Source organism: Flagellimonas lutimaris (assembly GCF_003581615.1).
In the GTDB taxonomy this organism is placed as follows: Bacteria; Bacteroidota; Bacteroidia; order Flavobacteriales; family Flavobacteriaceae; genus Flagellimonas; species Flagellimonas lutimaris.
This window is the reverse complement of sequence record NZ_QXFH01000068.1, coordinates 15,107-31,625: the sequence shown is the minus strand read 5'-3', so window position 1 is coordinate 31,625 and position 16,519 is coordinate 15,107. Positions and strand designations below refer to the sequence as shown.

General features: G+C 37.8%; 17 protein-coding genes. 5 read left to right on the top strand and 12 right to left on the bottom strand.

Annotated features, from left to right (window positions below):
- Nucleotides 1-267 precede the first annotated feature (267 nt).
- Complete coding sequence (locus D2V08_RS03440) at nt 268-768, bottom strand: hypothetical protein (RefSeq protein WP_147374064.1); 501 nt, start codon at nt 766-768, stop codon at nt 268-270.
- A 93-nt stretch (nt 769-861) separates the two neighbouring features.
- On the bottom strand, nt 862-1,077 hold the full coding sequence (locus D2V08_RS03435; protein ID WP_119606708.1) for a hypothetical protein: 216 nt from the start codon (nt 1,075-1,077) through the stop codon (nt 862-864).
- Between the two features lie 467 nt (nt 1,078-1,544).
- On the opposite strand from D2V08_RS03435, the gene D2V08_RS03430 reads away from it, so the two are divergent.
- Nucleotides 1,545-2,033 (top strand): VOC family protein, encoded by a 489-nt coding sequence (locus D2V08_RS03430; RefSeq protein ID WP_182835482.1) that lies wholly within the window; start codon nt 1,545-1,547, stop codon nt 2,031-2,033.
- 532 nt (nt 2,034-2,565) lie between these two features.
- On the opposite strand, the gene D2V08_RS03425 is transcribed toward D2V08_RS03430, so the two are convergent.
- From D2V08_RS03425 to D2V08_RS03385, 8 genes are all read right to left on the bottom strand, one after another.
- Nucleotides 2,566-2,796, bottom strand: a complete 231-nt coding sequence (locus tag D2V08_RS03425; RefSeq protein ID WP_119606706.1) for a hypothetical protein — start codon at nt 2,794-2,796, stop codon at nt 2,566-2,568.
- Between the two features lie 507 nt (nt 2,797-3,303).
- On the bottom strand, nt 3,304-3,603 hold the full coding sequence (locus tag D2V08_RS03420) for a hypothetical protein (protein WP_119606705.1): 300 nt from the start codon (nt 3,601-3,603) through the stop codon (nt 3,304-3,306).
- Entirely contained in the window at nt 3,600-3,938 is a 339-nt protein-coding gene (locus tag D2V08_RS03415; RefSeq protein WP_119606704.1) for a hypothetical protein, read from the bottom strand. Before D2V08_RS03415 ends, D2V08_RS03420 begins: the two co-directional genes overlap by 4 nt.
- Nucleotides 3,931-4,260 (bottom strand): hypothetical protein, encoded by a 330-nt coding sequence (locus tag D2V08_RS03410; RefSeq protein ID WP_119606703.1) that lies wholly within the window; start codon nt 4,258-4,260, stop codon nt 3,931-3,933. The genes D2V08_RS03415 and D2V08_RS03410 overlap by 8 nt, the downstream gene beginning before the upstream one ends.
- Before the next feature lie 1,888 nt (nt 4,261-6,148).
- Nucleotides 6,149-6,412, bottom strand: coding sequence for a hypothetical protein (locus tag D2V08_RS17195; protein WP_147374063.1), 264 nt, complete (start codon nt 6,410-6,412; stop codon nt 6,149-6,151).
- A 331-nt stretch (nt 6,413-6,743) separates the two neighbouring features.
- Complete coding sequence (locus tag D2V08_RS03395; protein WP_119606700.1) at nt 6,744-6,923, bottom strand: hypothetical protein; 180 nt, start codon at nt 6,921-6,923, stop codon at nt 6,744-6,746.
- Between the two features lie 373 nt (nt 6,924-7,296).
- Nucleotides 7,297-7,533: a hypothetical protein gene (locus D2V08_RS03390; protein ID WP_220473379.1), complete on the bottom strand. Its 237-nt coding sequence runs from the start codon at nt 7,531-7,533 to the stop codon at nt 7,297-7,299.
- A 290-nt stretch (nt 7,534-7,823) separates the two neighbouring features.
- Complete coding sequence (locus D2V08_RS03385; protein ID WP_119606698.1) at nt 7,824-8,444, bottom strand: TlpA family protein disulfide reductase; 621 nt, start codon at nt 8,442-8,444, stop codon at nt 7,824-7,826.
- An 824-nt stretch (nt 8,445-9,268) separates the two neighbouring features.
- Between D2V08_RS03385 and D2V08_RS03375 the strand changes: the two genes are divergently transcribed.
- From D2V08_RS03375 to D2V08_RS03360, 4 genes are all read left to right on the top strand, one after another.
- On the top strand, nt 9,269-10,171 hold the full coding sequence (locus tag D2V08_RS03375) for a helix-turn-helix domain-containing protein (protein WP_119606696.1): 903 nt from the start codon (nt 9,269-9,271) through the stop codon (nt 10,169-10,171).
- A gap of 562 nt (nt 10,172-10,733) precedes the next feature.
- Nucleotides 10,734-12,170 carry an SBBP repeat-containing protein gene (locus D2V08_RS03370; RefSeq protein ID WP_182835481.1) on the top strand — a complete coding sequence of 479 codons (1,437 nt, stop codon included), beginning with the start codon at nt 10,734-10,736 and terminating at the stop codon, nt 12,168-12,170.
- A gap of 134 nt (nt 12,171-12,304) precedes the next feature.
- A complete protein-coding gene (locus D2V08_RS03365) occupies nt 12,305-14,005 on the top strand; it encodes a histidine kinase (protein ID WP_119606694.1) in 1,701 nt (566 codons plus the stop codon).
- Nucleotides 14,002-14,691, top strand: a complete 690-nt coding sequence (locus D2V08_RS03360; RefSeq protein WP_119606693.1) for a LytR/AlgR family response regulator transcription factor — start codon at nt 14,002-14,004, stop codon at nt 14,689-14,691. Before D2V08_RS03365 ends, D2V08_RS03360 begins: the two co-directional genes overlap by 4 nt.
- A 105-nt stretch (nt 14,692-14,796) precedes the next feature.
- On the opposite strand, the gene D2V08_RS03355 is transcribed toward D2V08_RS03360, so the two are convergent.
- Both D2V08_RS03355 and D2V08_RS03350 read right to left on the bottom strand, forming a co-directional pair.
- Nucleotides 14,797-15,486, bottom strand: coding sequence for a LytR/AlgR family response regulator transcription factor (locus D2V08_RS03355; RefSeq protein ID WP_119606692.1), 690 nt, complete (start codon nt 15,484-15,486; stop codon nt 14,797-14,799).
- Nucleotides 15,483-16,517, bottom strand: coding sequence for a sensor histidine kinase (locus D2V08_RS03350; RefSeq protein WP_182835480.1), 1,035 nt, complete (start codon nt 16,515-16,517; stop codon nt 15,483-15,485). Before D2V08_RS03350 ends, D2V08_RS03355 begins: the two co-directional genes overlap by 4 nt.
- Nucleotides 16,518-16,519: the final 2 nt, after the last annotated feature.

Genomic DNA, 16,519 nt, shown 5'->3' with positions numbered 1-16,519 from the left:
AGGAATTTGAAAACGAAATGTATGACCAAAAATCAGCGGCATGACTCTTATCTAATTGTCCACTTTTTTGTTGCAAGTCCATTTTAGGTCTATTAATCTTACCAGGCACTTGTAATGACATTACATTCGACCATTTTGCATAGGTTGTTATTCAATTCCTTTTTCTGGCATCATTGAGTTCATTCGTTATTTTTTGTGATCGGTTGTTAACGATATGTACACTATGCTGTTTTCATACCATACTTTTTTGAATACAGGATTACTGGATTATTCTGAATCATTGGGAATATATGCAAACCAACTCATTGCATATCTGAAAGGGCTGGGAGGGTAGGCTTTCGCGGTATTCTTGGAAAAATCAACCGATACACTGCTTATCATTCCATTGGTGCCCAGGACCCAATGGGACTGGAGTGGAAGTAATGTCATGCTCAAGGTATCGCTCGTCAAATCAGGCTTTTGTGCAAGAAAGGGTTGGATTTGTACAAATACTTCCTTGCCATTGGCTATCGTCAGGAATTCACCATCTACCGTATGCTCTACGCTTTTTGTGGTATCACTTCTCCGACGCGATGTCCAACCGATTCTTATGGGATAACCTTTTCTGGTAATGCTTATGAGCTCTTTTTTATCACCAAAAATGGGCTGGCCCTCTGCATTGGTTTTGTATATTAATTTCCATTCCGAATGGCTGTTATCCTTATCAATACAGCTTGCGAAGGTCGCAATAATCAAGGTTGTTGTAAATAGTTTGGACTTTATGTTCATTTTTTGTTCCACTAAAGGGGTTAATAAATTGATTACTTTGTGTAATGCGACCATGGTGCTCGCATAAAATGGAGTTCTGTTCCATGTGTTGGTTTATACTCTGAAAAATGGATAATTCCTTATCTGGACAATCAAAATAAATCCTCCAACATTATAATCTGTTGTTGTTTTCCTTGAAAGTTTTACTCCACTATACCTGTATACCTGTTCTTCCAAGTTCCGGTTAGGTGAATTCCTGTGATTTCCCAATGATTCCATCATGGGTACCATAGCCATGGAATATCTTTTATAAACATGCTGGAAATCCATTCCGTTATGGTAATAACAATGTATTCGCCACTGTGTCCATCGGTGGTTTTACAATGTTCATGACGCCTTTTTTTTATGTTGCTTGGTAAGCAAAATTACATCATATTACCAATGTGTTCCTTGCATAAAAGTTCAAAGGTTGTCCTAAAAGGTTCATTGGTTTTGGAAGAATGGGATTTTTAGATATTGGTTGCTATATTTATCCGTTTGAACGATTAAAGCTATTCTTTTAGAATTTCCTGTAGGATTACAAAATCAACGCCTAAAATCATTACGGTCCAATTTTCCGATAAGATTTAATGTGAAAGGGCGGATGATGTGGGACAAAATGCTCATGAGGTAATCGTAACTTCATCCTGCGGGCCAAATAGTTCCAATAATTAGGTAAGGTAAATACTTTTTGATGCTTTTTTTTGCTCCGGAGTACCATGGATAACATGAATTCAATATTGCAATAAAAAATGAAAATGAAGAACATACTCATAGGGATTTTTGTTTCATCAATTTTAATTTGTTGTCAGCGGGTTGACAATAGTGGAAATGTAAATCATGGTATCATTGAAGATGCCGTTCAGTTTAGAATTGCAAGACCAACCAATCAGTTGGTTGAAATTAAAAAATTTTATACCGAGGCATTGGGCATGAAGGTGCTCGGTTCCTTTTCGGATCATGATGGATATAGTGGTCTTATGTTGGGTATGCCAAATAGTAAATATCATTTGGAATTCACTGAACACGAAATAAAGGAGCATTTGCCGAAACCGACCAAAGAAAACCTTTTGGTCCTTTATTTCGATACCCCTGAAAAATATGATGCGGCCAATAGACAATTACTGGAATTTGGTGTCAAACCGGTTGAACCTGAAAATCCATATTGGATAGGTAAGAGTAAAACATATGAAGACCCGGATAAATGGAGAATAGTATTGTTCAATGGTGTTTATCAATCCAATTGAAAAGTAAATGGATAACCGGTGTAGCAGGAACAGGGAAATTTATGTCCATACCTATTGACTTACCCCTAAAGGGTTTTTAAAGTGATGCTTCGGTTGCCAAAAGGATGAATCCTTACTTGAAAAGCGGATCATGGGCAATATGGGCAGCCGTACTATATATATGAAACTTCTTCCGTAACCCGATACCAAAGGGGAGTTGGGACATTTATGTTGAAGCCCTACACCACATCCATTGTCAATTACCAGAAGCCGTATTCTGGTTTTGGGTGGCGGGGTCTATTTTAAGATTGGCCCGACGGTTTCAGGAATAGTGGGTCACTAAAGATTTGAAAGTGGACAGTGGAACAAGCATCATACTTTGTTGATACGTTTATCACCTATACTTTTGGGCATGTTAACACTATTTTTAAATCATGTTTTTGTAGACTGAAGGTGGTTGAAAGTAAGACGGATGATTTTCAATCGGGACACCTTTATCGTATCCTTTTGAATAGCTCGCAAAGTATCATGGTCCATATGAACCTCCTATGGTTCATTCAAAGATCCTTAAAATCGGATCCAGGAAATTATCGTGCTGATGGGGAAGATGATTTAGAACCTGCAATATAACTAATGCCATGGGCAGAACTACCAAAGCTAAAAACAGCACTAACACCAGTTTTTTAACCATCCCCACCTTTTTTGCAAAATAGGGTCGTGCACAACCTTGCCCTTTTTTTGATTTTAACATTTCTGTACTTTTATTATCTGGAACTTTCATCATGACATGGGATTTTCAAAAAACGAACGGATTCCTCAATACCCCTAAAGTTGAAAAGGATTCATGGGTTGAGCTGTATCTGGTTTATTATGATATTTATTGCGAATAGGTTGTGATTTTTGAAATGTTCAGTTGGATGGGGAAGAACCAAAGTTGTATGGGTTTTGATCAGTCCGTAAAGTCCTAAAATGAATAGCCTCCATATGATTTTTAAAGTTTATGGATGTGATAAATTAAATAAAAAGTATTGTGATTGGCGGCTTCAAAAAGTTCAAAAACCTTTCTCAGAAGGTCTTTTTGCATGTTTTGTTGCGGAGTCTTGGAAATAAATGAGCGTAAATCTAGCTTTTTTCTCACTTCTACATTATATGCTTTCATTCGAGCAGCAATTGTATGCGTAACAATCCCTACAGGGGGCTTGGACTATTGTAGGGATTGAATGCGCAAATACAACAGGTCATCTCGGTATGTATTGGATAGATCACGCTATTTTTTTAGCTGGATCAAGGCTTATGGAAGCTCAAAAACCTCAAATTGATTTTCAAAAAACTTTTTTGCAAAAAGCCTGTCGCCTATAATGATCAACTCTCCATATCCGGTTGATCCGTTATCACCGTTCGTTTTCAATATCATTGGTTCTTCATTGTCTTGTTCCAAGTCTTTAACGAATAATTTGTTGTTATCTATTTGGGATAGAAACAGCATACTGTTCTTTATTTCAAAACCAAGGATATCAACATTACCAATGGAGCCGTTTGCATTTTCAGTAAGTTTAAATATAAGTACAGAGGGCTCCGAGGGATTATTCAAATCAAATTGGCGAACCTCATTGGATCATTGGAAATTGAGAAATACACAAAGTTTTCCACGGTTCGAAAATTCTTGGGAAAAAGAAATACATCCGTTAAAATCAGTGGATCCATTCCCGTTGGATTGAATTCGTAAAAATTGTTTACGGGTGATAATGCGTTTTCACTGGATGTATAAATCAACTTATCTGCGATTTTGAACAATTGGGCCCTTGATGATTCTGTAATGGGAAATGTTGAGGTTATGCCTTCCGATATCTTGTTCAAGTCCACTTTCTTTATATCATGTGTGATGGCCCAGGTAAAATCTCCCTGATAATACAGAACATCACCCATTACTTTTAGCGTAGCAGGCCAGTCGAGGTTGTCCTCTACAGTGAGCTCCCGGGGTACTATTGTCAGTTTCTGGAGCGATGCGCCAGACACTTTGGTCATAAATGAAGTATTGATGTCCGTTTGATGCGTCCAAGCCCTGAATTTGGAATGGACCACTTGTTGAAGGATTGAATACAATGGTTTCGATATAAGAGGGGTCTTTGGATACTTCATCTTCGGGCGAATCACCCCCATCATTGATAGGTTCAATGGTATCAGTTGATTTGTCGCAACCAAGGGCAAGAAAAAGTATGGAAAGTACTGTAAGATTTATTTTTCGCATGTTGTTTAAAATTTATTATTTCTCATTTTAGTATGTTGTTGGTAATGTTTTCTGTGGATTGTTTTAAAAACGGATTGGTGGAATCTGAATTTCGTGTCTTATGGGCAAAGGTTGCCCCTGTCCAAATAATAGGCAAGCACCTGGGACGGCAACCTTGGAATCGATGTTCCCTCTTACCTTGGGGTTGTCTATGGCCTTGAGGTCCGGCTGATACTGATTGGGTGACCGCTGTACAAAAACAATTATGGCGTTAAAACAACAGGGAATACATAATACAGGATAATGTTACATCCGCGTAGAGTCGAGGTTATCGTAGTGCAAAATTTGCCCCCATAAGATTTGGTAATGCTGTACAAAGGTGTTTAGGAATCAGGGAGTGAACCCTTTCAAAACGTCCAAATCATAATCAAAACAGCTCAATTTCAGGCAAGGGGGCTAATAGGCCTTTAAGCATCGGTTTTTCATCATTTTCAGGTAATGACCCACATAGCGTCCACAACTGTCTGAATGGCTTCTTCTTGAATTTTGTTTATCAAATTTTCCAGTACTTGATTGTAATTGTGTAATTCCGTTTGTTCGTATTACTGGGAATGGGAGTAAAAAGACCCGTACCGAATTGATGGTTTCAGGAGAGAAACCTCTATTAACCCCCCTGATGACAGTTGATTAAAACCAACACTAACACTATGATTTCTTCATCAATTTATAGACGATACGGGAATTTTAAATCAACAAACACTTTTGATCAACTTAGAGCAACAAATTAGAATGATTTGGCGGGAGTATCTGTGTTCCTGATATCTCCCGCATAACCAACTAACCTAAATCTTGAATTTTCCAATATTTATCCCCTTGTAATTTGGTATCATAATCCAATTGTTACAACAGCTTAATGAATTGTTTTGACATGAATGTTGGTATTTTCAAGTCTTAAGGTCGCATCATTGATGCTCTGTGGTACAAAAGTAGCCACCTTTGTGTCATAACTGACCTTTAAAAAGTTCAAATAATTGACTATTTCGTTCTTAATCACATATGTTGTTCTATTTTCAACCAATTTGGTTGGTGGATGGCCTTCAATGTATATCTGTTTCAACAATTGCCGTAAGATCTTTCTTGTTGTTGTATTTTGATAATGTCTTTTTGACATTTTTCTTAAAAGGAACCAGCTTTTTTAATTCAACGCTTCCTAGGCGATGTGTTGAGTCTATTAGGATGGTTGCTTTATTGCCGTATTTTCAAAGATGGCCGTAAACTGCATGGTCCATTCCTTTCACCGTATCTTTTATGCGTGGCAATTGGGTCCAATACATTGATTTTTCCAACTATCGCTTAAATCCTTGGATATAATTTGTTTGCGATTCGTATTTATTGTGCGATGAACAATTCATAATCGTGACCTTGATACCGTAGATTTGGAGATGTGAGGTATACAACTCATTTTGTGTGGTCATTCGCTGTTTGTCGAAACATAATGTTGAGGTAGGATTTGAAATTTCTTTTTTTCAATGGTTTTCTTTGTTGAAATTACCAGTTCCTTTCTCTGGTACTTTTAGAAAGGCTTATCTCCATTTTTTTCTTGCTCAAAGGGACATCTATCCTTAATTGCTACATAATAAATTGCCCATTTTCTTTCTACAAACTCAATGCTTCAATATCATCATTCAGTGGTACCCTATGTTCAATGAATATCCTGGAAACATACCGTACATGGAGCATTATTTGTCTTCGGCCTCTGCTATGGTTGCCCAAGCTGGTCTCACTGAATTCCCTGAGGCTTCCATATATTGGTGTGTTCAATCGATGTTATGGGGGTGTGGTTCGCTCTTTACAAGAAGCTGGAACTCTCAGCTGCGTCAAGTGGGGTCATTAATTGCTAGTCCACTATTTATCTAAATTTTATGAGCCCTATGGTTTGGGCAATCAATTGGCCAAACCATAAAAAGTTAATGGCCGCGCCAAAAAGGGAAACCTCCCGATATCTAACAGAATCCCTCAACCTTAAAAAACTTGATAATAGACTTGTTGGGCTTATAGCGCTGTCTGCCATATCTCCAAAGTCTTCCCTCAACAAGCAGAGAAGAACAAAACTTGTGAGAGTGGAGGTGAAGTACATTTTTTGGGCTCCGCCCATATCGTGAAGTTTCCTCATGAGGATGATCTGTAGAGCCAAGTAAATTAGAATGAAAATGCCAATGAGTAAAAGATACCAGCCAATGGACATTAAAGTTAGAAGGGTACAGAAGACTTACACTATGGTGGCAATGGTGGGATTAATGTTCATTTCCATTTCCAATGTCGAGTTTGGTTTTTGAATGACCTGTTTTACGATGCTTTGCAATACAGATAGGAGATTTTACTGAGCGTATGTTTCATCGGCAAGGTGTTGTTTAAGGCTTGGACCAATCGATTTGACTCCTACATGAAATCCATGTTCTGGACCGTATTTGAAAACATGATGGATTCGGGGCTGTGATTATATCCTAGCCACTGCATTCCGTTTTTTCTTCTTCGATTATTTTGGGTTGTGCACCGACTTTAATAAAGGTGTTCCTGTTCTTGAGTACAGCTTTCTGGCGATATGAAGGTGAGTTTCGGTCCGAGTCAGGTTTGACATAGGAGAATAAAAATGGAAATGTTAGGGACTTTGTTGATTTTTTCATAGTTATTTCAAAGTTGCTAATAAACCTTTTAGGATTCCTTGATTCATGGAAATCCTGAGTATCCAATTTAGAGCTGGTCTGTAATTCATTTAAACCCAAATTGAATCCAGTTGTTATATCATATGGTTTTTGATGCTGAAAAACCGGTGCAAATGTAGCCTGTAATTAAATATTCGAGATGTGGTTTAAGACCAAAAAACAATCAAAACAGTTCATTATGTCCGTCATGGTATGCTATGCTCAAGCTTGCCTTTCATTGCTCATACCTAGATGTCTCGCCAATCGAATCAAAAAAACAACTTGACCATCCTGTTTTGGAACCAACTGAGTCCCTGCCGATGAATTTCGGGATAATGCCAATTCATTGTATTTCTCAAAACCCCATTTGCTTTTCACCCTTGACCAACTGGAGTCCGATATTCCTCAAACCGGAGTTTAATTCTTCTGGACCATCAAAAGGTGTCAGCTCTAAATCGAACTTATGATTGTTTACTCCATCGTATATGACAAAATGGTCAAGCTTCGATTGGAAATAGGATGCCAGTTGTTCCAAGGACAACCTAATATATTCTTCTTTTGCCATTAACCGTTTCGATACTTCCCCTTCCATCTGTTGGATTGATGTAAGCTTTTAGGGTTTCTGGGGAAACAACTTCAAGGAAAAAACAATTATTGGATACGGTTTCCTTTTTCAACCTAAATCCAAAGACTTTTTTAAGTCATCGAGTAGCCAACTTTTTTATCGCCGTACATGAATTTTGTGCTTTTTGCAGTGAGGTTGACCAAACAGTGTCCAGATCGCTCCTTCCGTTCCTGAGGTTTTTAGCTTCCACCCCCAATAAATCTAATACGATTTCTGAAACAGGCATAGCTACATATTTGATATTAATCAACGAGGAGTCATTTTTTTTGATTTTTGACGAAGTATTTGTCCGAGTCGGATGAATCTTCCAGAATGTATTTGAAACTACGGTCTTCCCGATCCATTCCAGCGGTGAGGGCATAATACCTTTGGTTCTTTCCATCTGGAATGATTTGGGGAATTTGCCCAGAGGAAAAATACGTTTCAAGAATTGTATCAAGGTCTTTTGAATTACCCGTCCATAAAAGGTCACCTTTTTTGGACGGTAGGAAGGTGATTGATATGCTTTGGATGGAAAAAGACTTGAATAAGTTCCCTTTGATGTCATTGAAAAAGGTGAGGTTTAAATCTCTTTGATTTATGAAACTTTCAACTTTTTCAACGCTCTCATCACTAATGGCAAGGACCTGTAGCTTGTCCCTGTGCCGGTCTTGTATTTGTTCCAACTGGATACATGGACCGCACCATGTGGCCCAAAAATCAAGGATCAATAATTTATTGTCATCAATAGTTCCATTTTTGACTGGGACCAATTGAAATTTGGTCAATTCAACAGCATCACCGATCATTGCTTTGTTTGGTGCAGTTGTAGTTATTTCCTTGCATCCGTTTAGAAATACTAGTAATGGGAACAGGGGTGGAAAGCGGAGGATTCTCATGATGTTTTATAATTTTTGGGCTTGGCCATTTTCTTTCAATGATTTGAAATGAACATGGTTCCGTATATCCATAAACAAGGTTTATTCAACCATATGCTTTTGCAAAATTAGAAGATACTGGTCGTCGGAAAGCTATTAAAAGTTCAATAAGTTGCAGAATCTGTGCAAATAGTAGGGTTGTTGCAGATGAAGGTCACTGTCTCTTGTTCATTTCCACTTTACGGATTGTGACCGATGTATATGGCATTCTGAGTTTTTGGAGTATTCAATCCTTGTCCTGGGTTTTCCGAATGAAGATAAAAGGAAACTGTGCTTCAGGGCATGCTCGATATCAACCGCGGAAATTAGAGAATCAACTGGTTTGAAATCAATGGTAAAGTCGACACGCTTTGCGGTAAAAGTCCAATTAAAATAAGGTCCGGCCTCAAAGATCTTTTCTTTTGGTACTATTACTATGGGATTCTTGGTGAATACCAAGATGCGATACATGTCCTTGTCCCATATTTGACCGGGTATAAAATGATGTAGTTGGATAGCTAACTAAACTTGTTCTTTTTCTAGTTTGGTGGACTGTTTTTTGATCAGGAAACAAAGAAAAGTGGTTTTACGGCGAATTATTTAACATATGTTAATTAGGTTAAGGTGGTTTCATAGGTAGTTTTACAAAATAAAAAAAGGAAGGCATTTAAAGGTGCCATTGTATTCCCTGTATTGAATTTGATTAAAATGAGAATCATTCTTTGATATGGGAATCATTTATGCAGATCTTATGTTTTCATGAATGGACTTCGTAAACAAGTTGCTCATAATCAACTGAACGGAGCATGCTTCAGTCACGGAATGAATTCAAATATCAAGTAATGGTGGTTAAAAATAGGCTAGATAGGACCGAAGATAGGATTGTGTGCAACATTGATAGGAATACGTATGTCGAAACCATAAGCAGTTCTGGTTGTGCAAGTAAAAGTATAGGCTTCAATCAAGCATTGATTTTAATGACCATGGAAGGGGAACAGACCGTTAGAACCCATATCAATAAGACAAGGCTGGAACAAAATGAAATGGTTTTTCTGAACCAGGGCACTGACATTATTGGAGGGGAAATATGTATCGAAGGTGAATTCAATGCTGCCCTTATTGTGTTACATGAAAGTTATCTTCAAGAGTTCAAATTAAAGTATCGGGATTATATAACCGCATCCATCAATCAATTCGACCAAAGATTGACAAAAGTGACAACGCCAGCCAATGTGGTACCCTATGTTGATTTTTTGATAGCCTATTTTAAAGAAAACAATAAGGTTGCCAATCCCATAGTCCGGATAAAGGTGGAGGCCCTTTTACTTATGATGTTACTTTCGGATAACAGTCTTCCATTTCAAAAATTTCTTCTGACCATTGGGGAGCCTGAAAAAATCAATTTTAGGGCGAAGGTGGAGCAGACTATGTATGAGAACTTGACCATTCCGGAACGTGCTGAACTTGCCAATATGAGCTTATCTAGTTTTAAGCGAAGGTTCGTGGAAGTGTATAGGGAAACCCCTGGAAAATGGTTCAGAAGACAACGCTTGAAAAAGGCGGAGGAGCTCATCCATATGAGTGGCAAAAACATTTCTGAAGTGGCTCACGAATTGGGTTTTGAAAACATGTCACACTTTATTGGTGCATTTAAAAAGCAGTTTGGGCGAACGCCGAGCCAGTTCGAATTCCAGTCCAGTGCATCTTAAAGTAATGCATCAATTGAATCACATCCATTGAATCTGGTTTTTTGGAGTGGGAATCATTGCAGTTCATAGCGGGGGGATAGGATTGGAGGACATTCTTCCAGGACTGATATACCTCTCAATATATTTGTAAATGGTACTTTTCGATGCGTATCACCGTCCACATGAAACTAAATTATTCGGTAAGGTGGAACCACTGGAATTTTCATTGGTAAGGTGTTTTTGGTACTGATGGATGATCCGATCATCTCGAACATTCGGTTCCATTGAAAAACATTCCATTTTGAATTTCAAAATTTCGACCATTTGTGAACTTTCACCATCGATTTTCCTTTTGATACGCCAACTGTAACTATAAAATTTTAACTAGGGGGAAGGGTGTCAAAGATTGCAGCAACACCCAATCAATTTTCCAAGAAAAGTATCCTGGGATGATGGTATCCCCCTTACAGAAGACAACTGTATGTGATATTCAAATGAACCAGGTGTATTTCATCATTAATTCGATTATTGGAAATAAATCCCAGTTAATTTCGATGATTCAATGTTTAAACGAATCATTCTTATGAAAAAACTACTAATTATTGGAATAGTATTGCTGGCGTCCAGTAAAAATAATTTACTGGGTCAAAATCTGTCTTCCTCCATGACCTACTCAACCAACTATGGGGATAATGGTACAGATGACGCTGATGTGGTAACCGTTGATCTGGGAGGGAATACATACCTTGGTTGCCATTCTAACTCTGCTGATTTACCTGGTGCCACGCAATATCGATATTCACTGGCCGGAGATATGGATGCGTTTGTAGTAAAATTAAATAAAAAAGATAATGATATTGGGTATATAACACATCTAGGTGGGGAAAATTGGGATGCAGTCCAGGGGATCATTACAGATTCAATACGCAATATTTATGCAGTGGGTACTACCTACTCATCCGATTTTCCAATCCACAAAAGTGGTTTTCAATCGACTTTTGGCGGAAAAAGTGATGCGTTTGTTGTTAAACTCGACCCGCAGGGAAATGTAGTGTGGTCTACATTTCTTGGCGGAAGTGAAGATGAGGACGGTAGAGACATTGCTATGGATAAACATGGTAACATACATATTGTTGGCAGGACTGCATCCACAGATTTCCCAACCACAAATGAGGCCCTTCAGTCAAAATCCGGTGGCAAAATAGATGCTTTTGTTACAACCTTCGATAGTAACGGAAAAATACTGGCATCAACATACCTTGGTGGGTCAGGTGACGACATAGGTTTCTCGATAGCCTTGGACCGTATGGATCAACTCTATATCGCAGGTACGACCAACTCTCAAAACTTTCCTCTAAAAAATGCCATACAAACGGAAATCATGGGCGAAGATGATGCTTTTATTGCAGTGATCGATCAACCCAAATCAGTGATTAACTTCGCCAGCTATTTAGGAGGTGGAAGATCTGAAAGACTATATGGGATTGAAGTTGACTCTGCAGGAGATGTATTTATCATGGGATTTACCAACTCATCAGATTACCCGACCACCAAAAAGGCCTTCCAATTGGATTTTCGGGGAATTCGGGATGTCTTTGTTACAAGGTTGGATATACACAATCAAAAGTTGATTTATTCCACTTATTTAGGCGGGAACGGAGATGACAGGCCCAAGAACTTTCTGATCGATAAAAAAGGTAATGCTTGTATCATTGGATTTACAGATTCCAACGTTTTCCCATGGACCGAGAAAAGGACAACCTATTCCGGTGGTGAAGGTGATGCTTTTATTTCCATTATTGACCCAAGTGGGTCAACCCTCCGCTTTACCAATTTAATAGGCGGAAAAGGCGATGACTTTTTCGAAGGTCTAGCTGCCGGTCCAGATGGTTCCCTCACAATGTCGGGGGGCACGGATTCTGTTGATTTCCCGTTAATAGATCCAATTCAAGATTCAAATAAAGGCGGTAGGTTCGATATAATAGTCACCCGGATATCATTGGACAAAATCAAATTTTAGTCTAGAAAAACTTGACGGTGTCAAATGTTCTGTATGAACCGCTCGTAGCAGTCCAATACGTGTGAAAAAAGTATCTTTATGTCAATCAAAACCCCTAAAAAATATTGAAATCAATACTGGCAATAATTCTGATCATGAGTATAACGGCAATCAATGACACTCCCGTATACTCCGGGAATGTCATTGATTTAAGTACGCTTAAAATTGCCAGTCTGTTCAAGGGTACTACACGTCAATTTTTGGCAGAAAAACTGAATGCAAGGGATATTGATTCCATTGTCAGCAAGGAGAAAGCACTATGGCACGCCATACTGAAGTTTAAAACAACTGGGGATGTCGTTGACAATGTAGATATCTGGCTGGAATTCCGCTCAAACATCCATGCAGCAAATCTCTACATCAACGATAGCCTGTTTTTTAGAAATGGCACTGTTGACACCTTGTCGCTGATAAGCGATAGTGGTAAAAACTTGGTGAGAAAAAGAATTCCAAAAAGCTACCTGATCGATGGTGAAAACAAATTGGAAATTGAATTCACCAACTATAAAAGTAAATCAAATACTGTTATCCGTGATTTATCCATTGGCAATTTGGAAGCGTTTCAAAACCAGACAGCCATTATGACAACAGCTCCCATTTTGCTATTTGGGATATTTTCTTTTTTGGTTCTGATAAATCTTGTAATGTATTTTTCACTTGACAGGAAAAAGGTTTTTCTTCTTCTTGCTCTTTTGTTTTTGGTCAATAGTATTTTGGTCGCGTATGAAGTTTTGTATTGGAATGGATTTGTCCCTTCAGCCTCTTTAATAAATAGTTACACGATCAGGGGAGGTTTGGAATATGGTACCTATCTAATATTACTTTTCATTTTGATTATTGAATTTGAATTTGGAAGTAGAACCATTTTACTGGCTATACTGGCTTACCTCATTGTTTATACCATAACCATCACAACCAGCTTCAATGTCGCTATTGCCCTAAGCCTTCTTCCTTTTTTACTCGGTTTAAAGGCTTTATGGAACAAGGTCGAACACAGCATTGTTATTTCGGTCTCACTATTCATTTTGTTAACCTTTAACTATTTGGATGACTACAATATCATAGAAAATTATGATTTTGTGGAGAGCAATTTCATCATAACTTCCCTGGTCTACAAACTGGATGGTCTTGGATTGATCGTTTTTGCCCTGGTCATGATATTTATTTCGGCAAAAAGGATTTTAGCCAAGACAAAATCCCTTAATGAAGCAAATCTTAAATTGGAAAGACTGGAATATCAGTTTTTACAAAAGCTTATTTTACCCCATTTTATTGTGAATTCCTTAATGTCCTTACAGGAATTGATAGCTAATAAGCCAAATACCGCCAATAAAATGATTGAGGCATTATCAAAGGAGTTTCACCTACTTTCCACCATGAGCAAAAAGAAACTTGTTCCGATACACCAAGAAATTGAAATGTGCAATGCACATCTTAAAATTGTCAGTTTTCAACAGAAGGCCAAATATAAAATGAATGTAATCGGAATTTCAGGTGATGAGTTGGTCCCACCAACGATTATACATACCCTTGTGGAAAATGGAATTACACATGGCTATTCCGGTAATCAAAATGCCATTTTTGATTTAAGTAAAAAGGAAGTTCAAGGTACCATTATATATCGACTGTTCAACGATAGTGATAAAACAAAGTCAGATTTGGGACATTCCACGGGTCTGGGATTGAAATACATAGAGGCAAGATTGGAAGAATGCTATCCAGAAAGGTGGCAACTGCGATCAAGTAAAACCAGAAATGGGTGGGAATCCATTATTGAAATCAGGTCAGTTTTATGAAAGTTTTAATTGTAGAGGATGTCACCCTTGTGGCCGAGCGAATTTCCAGTTTGGCAAAAAGGTATCTCAGTGGCTGTAAGGTTAAAATAGCACATTCGTTGAAGGATGCGGAATATTGTATTGCCGAAGAGGCATATGATCTATTGTTCCTCGATCTTAACCTAAATGGAGATAATGGATTTGAACTACTGAAATCAATTACTTCCGAATCTTTTCAAACCATAATAATCACGGCAAACAGGGAGAAAGCCGCCACGGCTTTTGACTTTGGCGTTTTGGACTTTATGAGCAAACCTATTGTGGAAAATAGGTTCAAACTAGCTATTGACAGGTTTTTAAACGGTCAGGGAAATTATCGTGAAAAACTAAAATATCTTACTGTAAAATCCAGGGGAAAAATCACATTGATCAAGATTGAAAATATTGAATTCATTAAGGCGTCAGGAAACTATTCTGAAATACATACGGTTGACAAAGAGCGTTTTTTGCACGATAAGACCTTGGAAAAACTTACAAAAATACTCCCTGATGATTTTATTAGAATACACCGCTCATATATCGTTCAAAAATCGAAAATCAACAAAATTTTAAAACATGGTTGTGGAAAATATGGTCTGGGCCTTGTAAGTGGTGAAATTGTATCGTTGAGCCGTACGGCATATAAGAACATTTTTCATGATAATTAAACGCTACTATTAAAAACAGGAAAACAAATATAGCAAAGAACCAACCCTTGGAACTATCAAAATACCGAGCTGACTGGTTTTGCCCAGCATAGACAAAATATACAATTATCTATTCCCCTTATCAATTATTCTAGAAATCAAATCGTCCTTATACTTATTCCCAATTGGTATTATAAAATCATGTATTACAATCCTATTCCCTTCGATTCTTTCAATTTTTGAAATTGGGACCAAAAAAGATCTATGTACGCGATTAAAATTGAACGGTTCCAATTTTGCTTGCCAATTGGACAAACTATCAAGCACTAAGTAATTTTTCTTTGCTGTAATTATTTTCACATAATCCACCTCCGCTTTCACAAATAAAATGTCATCAATATTGAGATTGTGATAGACCTTATCTGCATAAATAAAAAGGCTTCTAACGGGTGCCACATCAATTACCTTTTTAATACTCATCGTCCGGTCTACAGCTTTTAAAAAACGTTCGTAGGAAAAAGGTTTTAGCAGATAATCTGAGGCCTGATAATCAAATGCCTCAACAGCGTAATTTTGAAAAGCCGTCGTGATAATTACTTTTGGAGGGGTATTCAACGTTCTTAAATATGATAACCCATTAAGACCAGGAAGCTGAATATCCAGAAACATGATATGTGCTTTAAGCATCAGATCCCGGGTAACATCCAAACCACTTTCAAATACACCAATGCATTCCAGAAATGGTGTTTTTTGAATATACCCTAGTAGCATGTCCTGCGCTTCCTTTTCATCCTCTATTATAAGGCACTTTGTCATAATGTTATGGTTAAATCCACAATGAAGTTATCCAAATTGTTTTGGATTATAAGGTTATGCCGATTAGGGTACAATGTTTCCAATCTTCTTTTGGCATTCGAAATACCTATCCCACTACTTTGCCATTGATGGTCCATACCTTCTGTATTAAAATCACCAAAAGGGTTAGAACAATAAAAATTGAATTGTTCTTGTTTCAAAGAAACTCTTATAATGATTTTATGGCCCTTGCCTCGTAAAGAACTGGAATACTTGAATGCGTTCTCTACAAAGGGTATCATCAAAAGCGGTGCAATTGGCTTGCCACTATCCTCTACATCAAAGGTCATAACGGCTTCCAACTTATCAGCCATCCGTACCGATTGCAATGAAACATAGTCTTTCATATGATCGATTTCATTTTTAAGGGGCACATAATCCTCTCTCCCGGCCAGCAATATATACCTAAAATTATCCGACAATTTCATGATCAAATCCGGCGTTCTATCATCCTTTTTCAATGAATTGGAATAAATGGCGTTCAACGTATTGAAGAGAAAATGGGGGTTGATCTGAGTCTTTAAACCTCTTAGTTCGGCCATTTTTTTCTCTCGATTGGCTACTTCCAACGCTCGCTGTTTTATATAAATTTCCTTGATGGAAAAAAGGGCATAAGCAAACAGGAAAAGCAATCCATAGGTAGAAGCGTAACTAAAACTATATATGATGAATGCTTCCCCATGTGTTCCATGAAACAACCAATCATGAATCTTGAAATTCGCATACGCAAATAAACATAATGACGCAACCAATAATAGCATTTGTGAAGGCCCCCTCTTTGATGGTAAGAAAACCAAATAGGAAACATAAAATACCGCCATTCCAAAGAAAAGGTCGTTCAACTGGCTGTACACATTAAAAGGGTAATTGCTGGGCCCTAGTGATTTTAATATGGGAAATACGAAATAAATCGACCAAAACAGCGCATGAACCAAAGATTCATTCTTGATCAACCTGATCAATATGCCACCTTGTTCCTTGCTTTTACCCATTT

Bases quoted from the DNA above. Each gene is read 5' to 3' on its own strand.
- D2V08_RS03370 (WP_182835481.1), top strand. From the start codon at position 10,734: ATGAAAAAACTACTAATTATTGGAATAGTATTGCTGGCGTCCAGTAAA.
- D2V08_RS03395 (WP_119606700.1), bottom strand. From the start codon at position 6,923: ATGAAAAAATCAACAAAGTCCCTAACATTTCCATTTTTATTCTCCTAT.
- D2V08_RS03410 (WP_119606703.1), bottom strand. From the start codon at position 4,260: ATGCGAAAAATAAATCTTACAGTACTTTCCATACTTTTTCTTGCCCTT.
- D2V08_RS03425 (WP_119606706.1), bottom strand. From the start codon at position 2,796: ATGATGAAAGTTCCAGATAATAAAAGTACAGAAATGTTAAAATCAAAA.
- D2V08_RS03440 (WP_147374064.1), bottom strand. From the start codon at position 768: ATGAACATAAAGTCCAAACTATTTACAACAACCTTGATTATTGCGACC.
- D2V08_RS03355 (WP_119606692.1), bottom strand. From the start codon at position 15,486: ATGACAAAGTGCCTTATAATAGAGGATGAAAAGGAAGCGCAGGACATG.
- D2V08_RS03365 (WP_119606694.1), top strand. From the start codon at position 12,305: ATGAGTATAACGGCAATCAATGACACTCCCGTATACTCCGGGAATGTC.
- D2V08_RS03390 (WP_220473379.1), bottom strand. From the start codon at position 7,533: ATGGAAGGGGAAGTATCGAAACGGTTAATGGCAAAAGAAGAATATATT.
- D2V08_RS17195 (WP_147374063.1), bottom strand. From the start codon at position 6,412: ATGAGGAAACTTCACGATATGGGCGGAGCCCAAAAAATGTACTTCACC.
- D2V08_RS03430 (WP_182835482.1), top strand. From the start codon at position 1,545: ATGAAGAACATACTCATAGGGATTTTTGTTTCATCAATTTTAATTTGT.
- D2V08_RS03415 (WP_119606704.1), bottom strand. From the start codon at position 3,938: ATGGGTGATGTTCTGTATTATCAGGGAGATTTTACCTGGGCCATCACA.
- D2V08_RS03360 (WP_119606693.1), top strand. From the start codon at position 14,002: ATGAAAGTTTTAATTGTAGAGGATGTCACCCTTGTGGCCGAGCGAATT.
- D2V08_RS03375 (WP_119606696.1), top strand. From the start codon at position 9,269: ATGCTTCAGTCACGGAATGAATTCAAATATCAAGTAATGGTGGTTAAA.
- D2V08_RS03385 (WP_119606698.1), bottom strand. From the start codon at position 8,444: ATGAGAATCCTCCGCTTTCCACCCCTGTTCCCATTACTAGTATTTCTA.
- D2V08_RS03435 (WP_119606708.1), bottom strand. From the start codon at position 1,077: ATGGATTTCCAGCATGTTTATAAAAGATATTCCATGGCTATGGTACCC.
- D2V08_RS03350 (WP_182835480.1), bottom strand. From the start codon at position 16,517: ATGGGTAAAAGCAAGGAACAAGGTGGCATATTGATCAGGTTGATCAAG.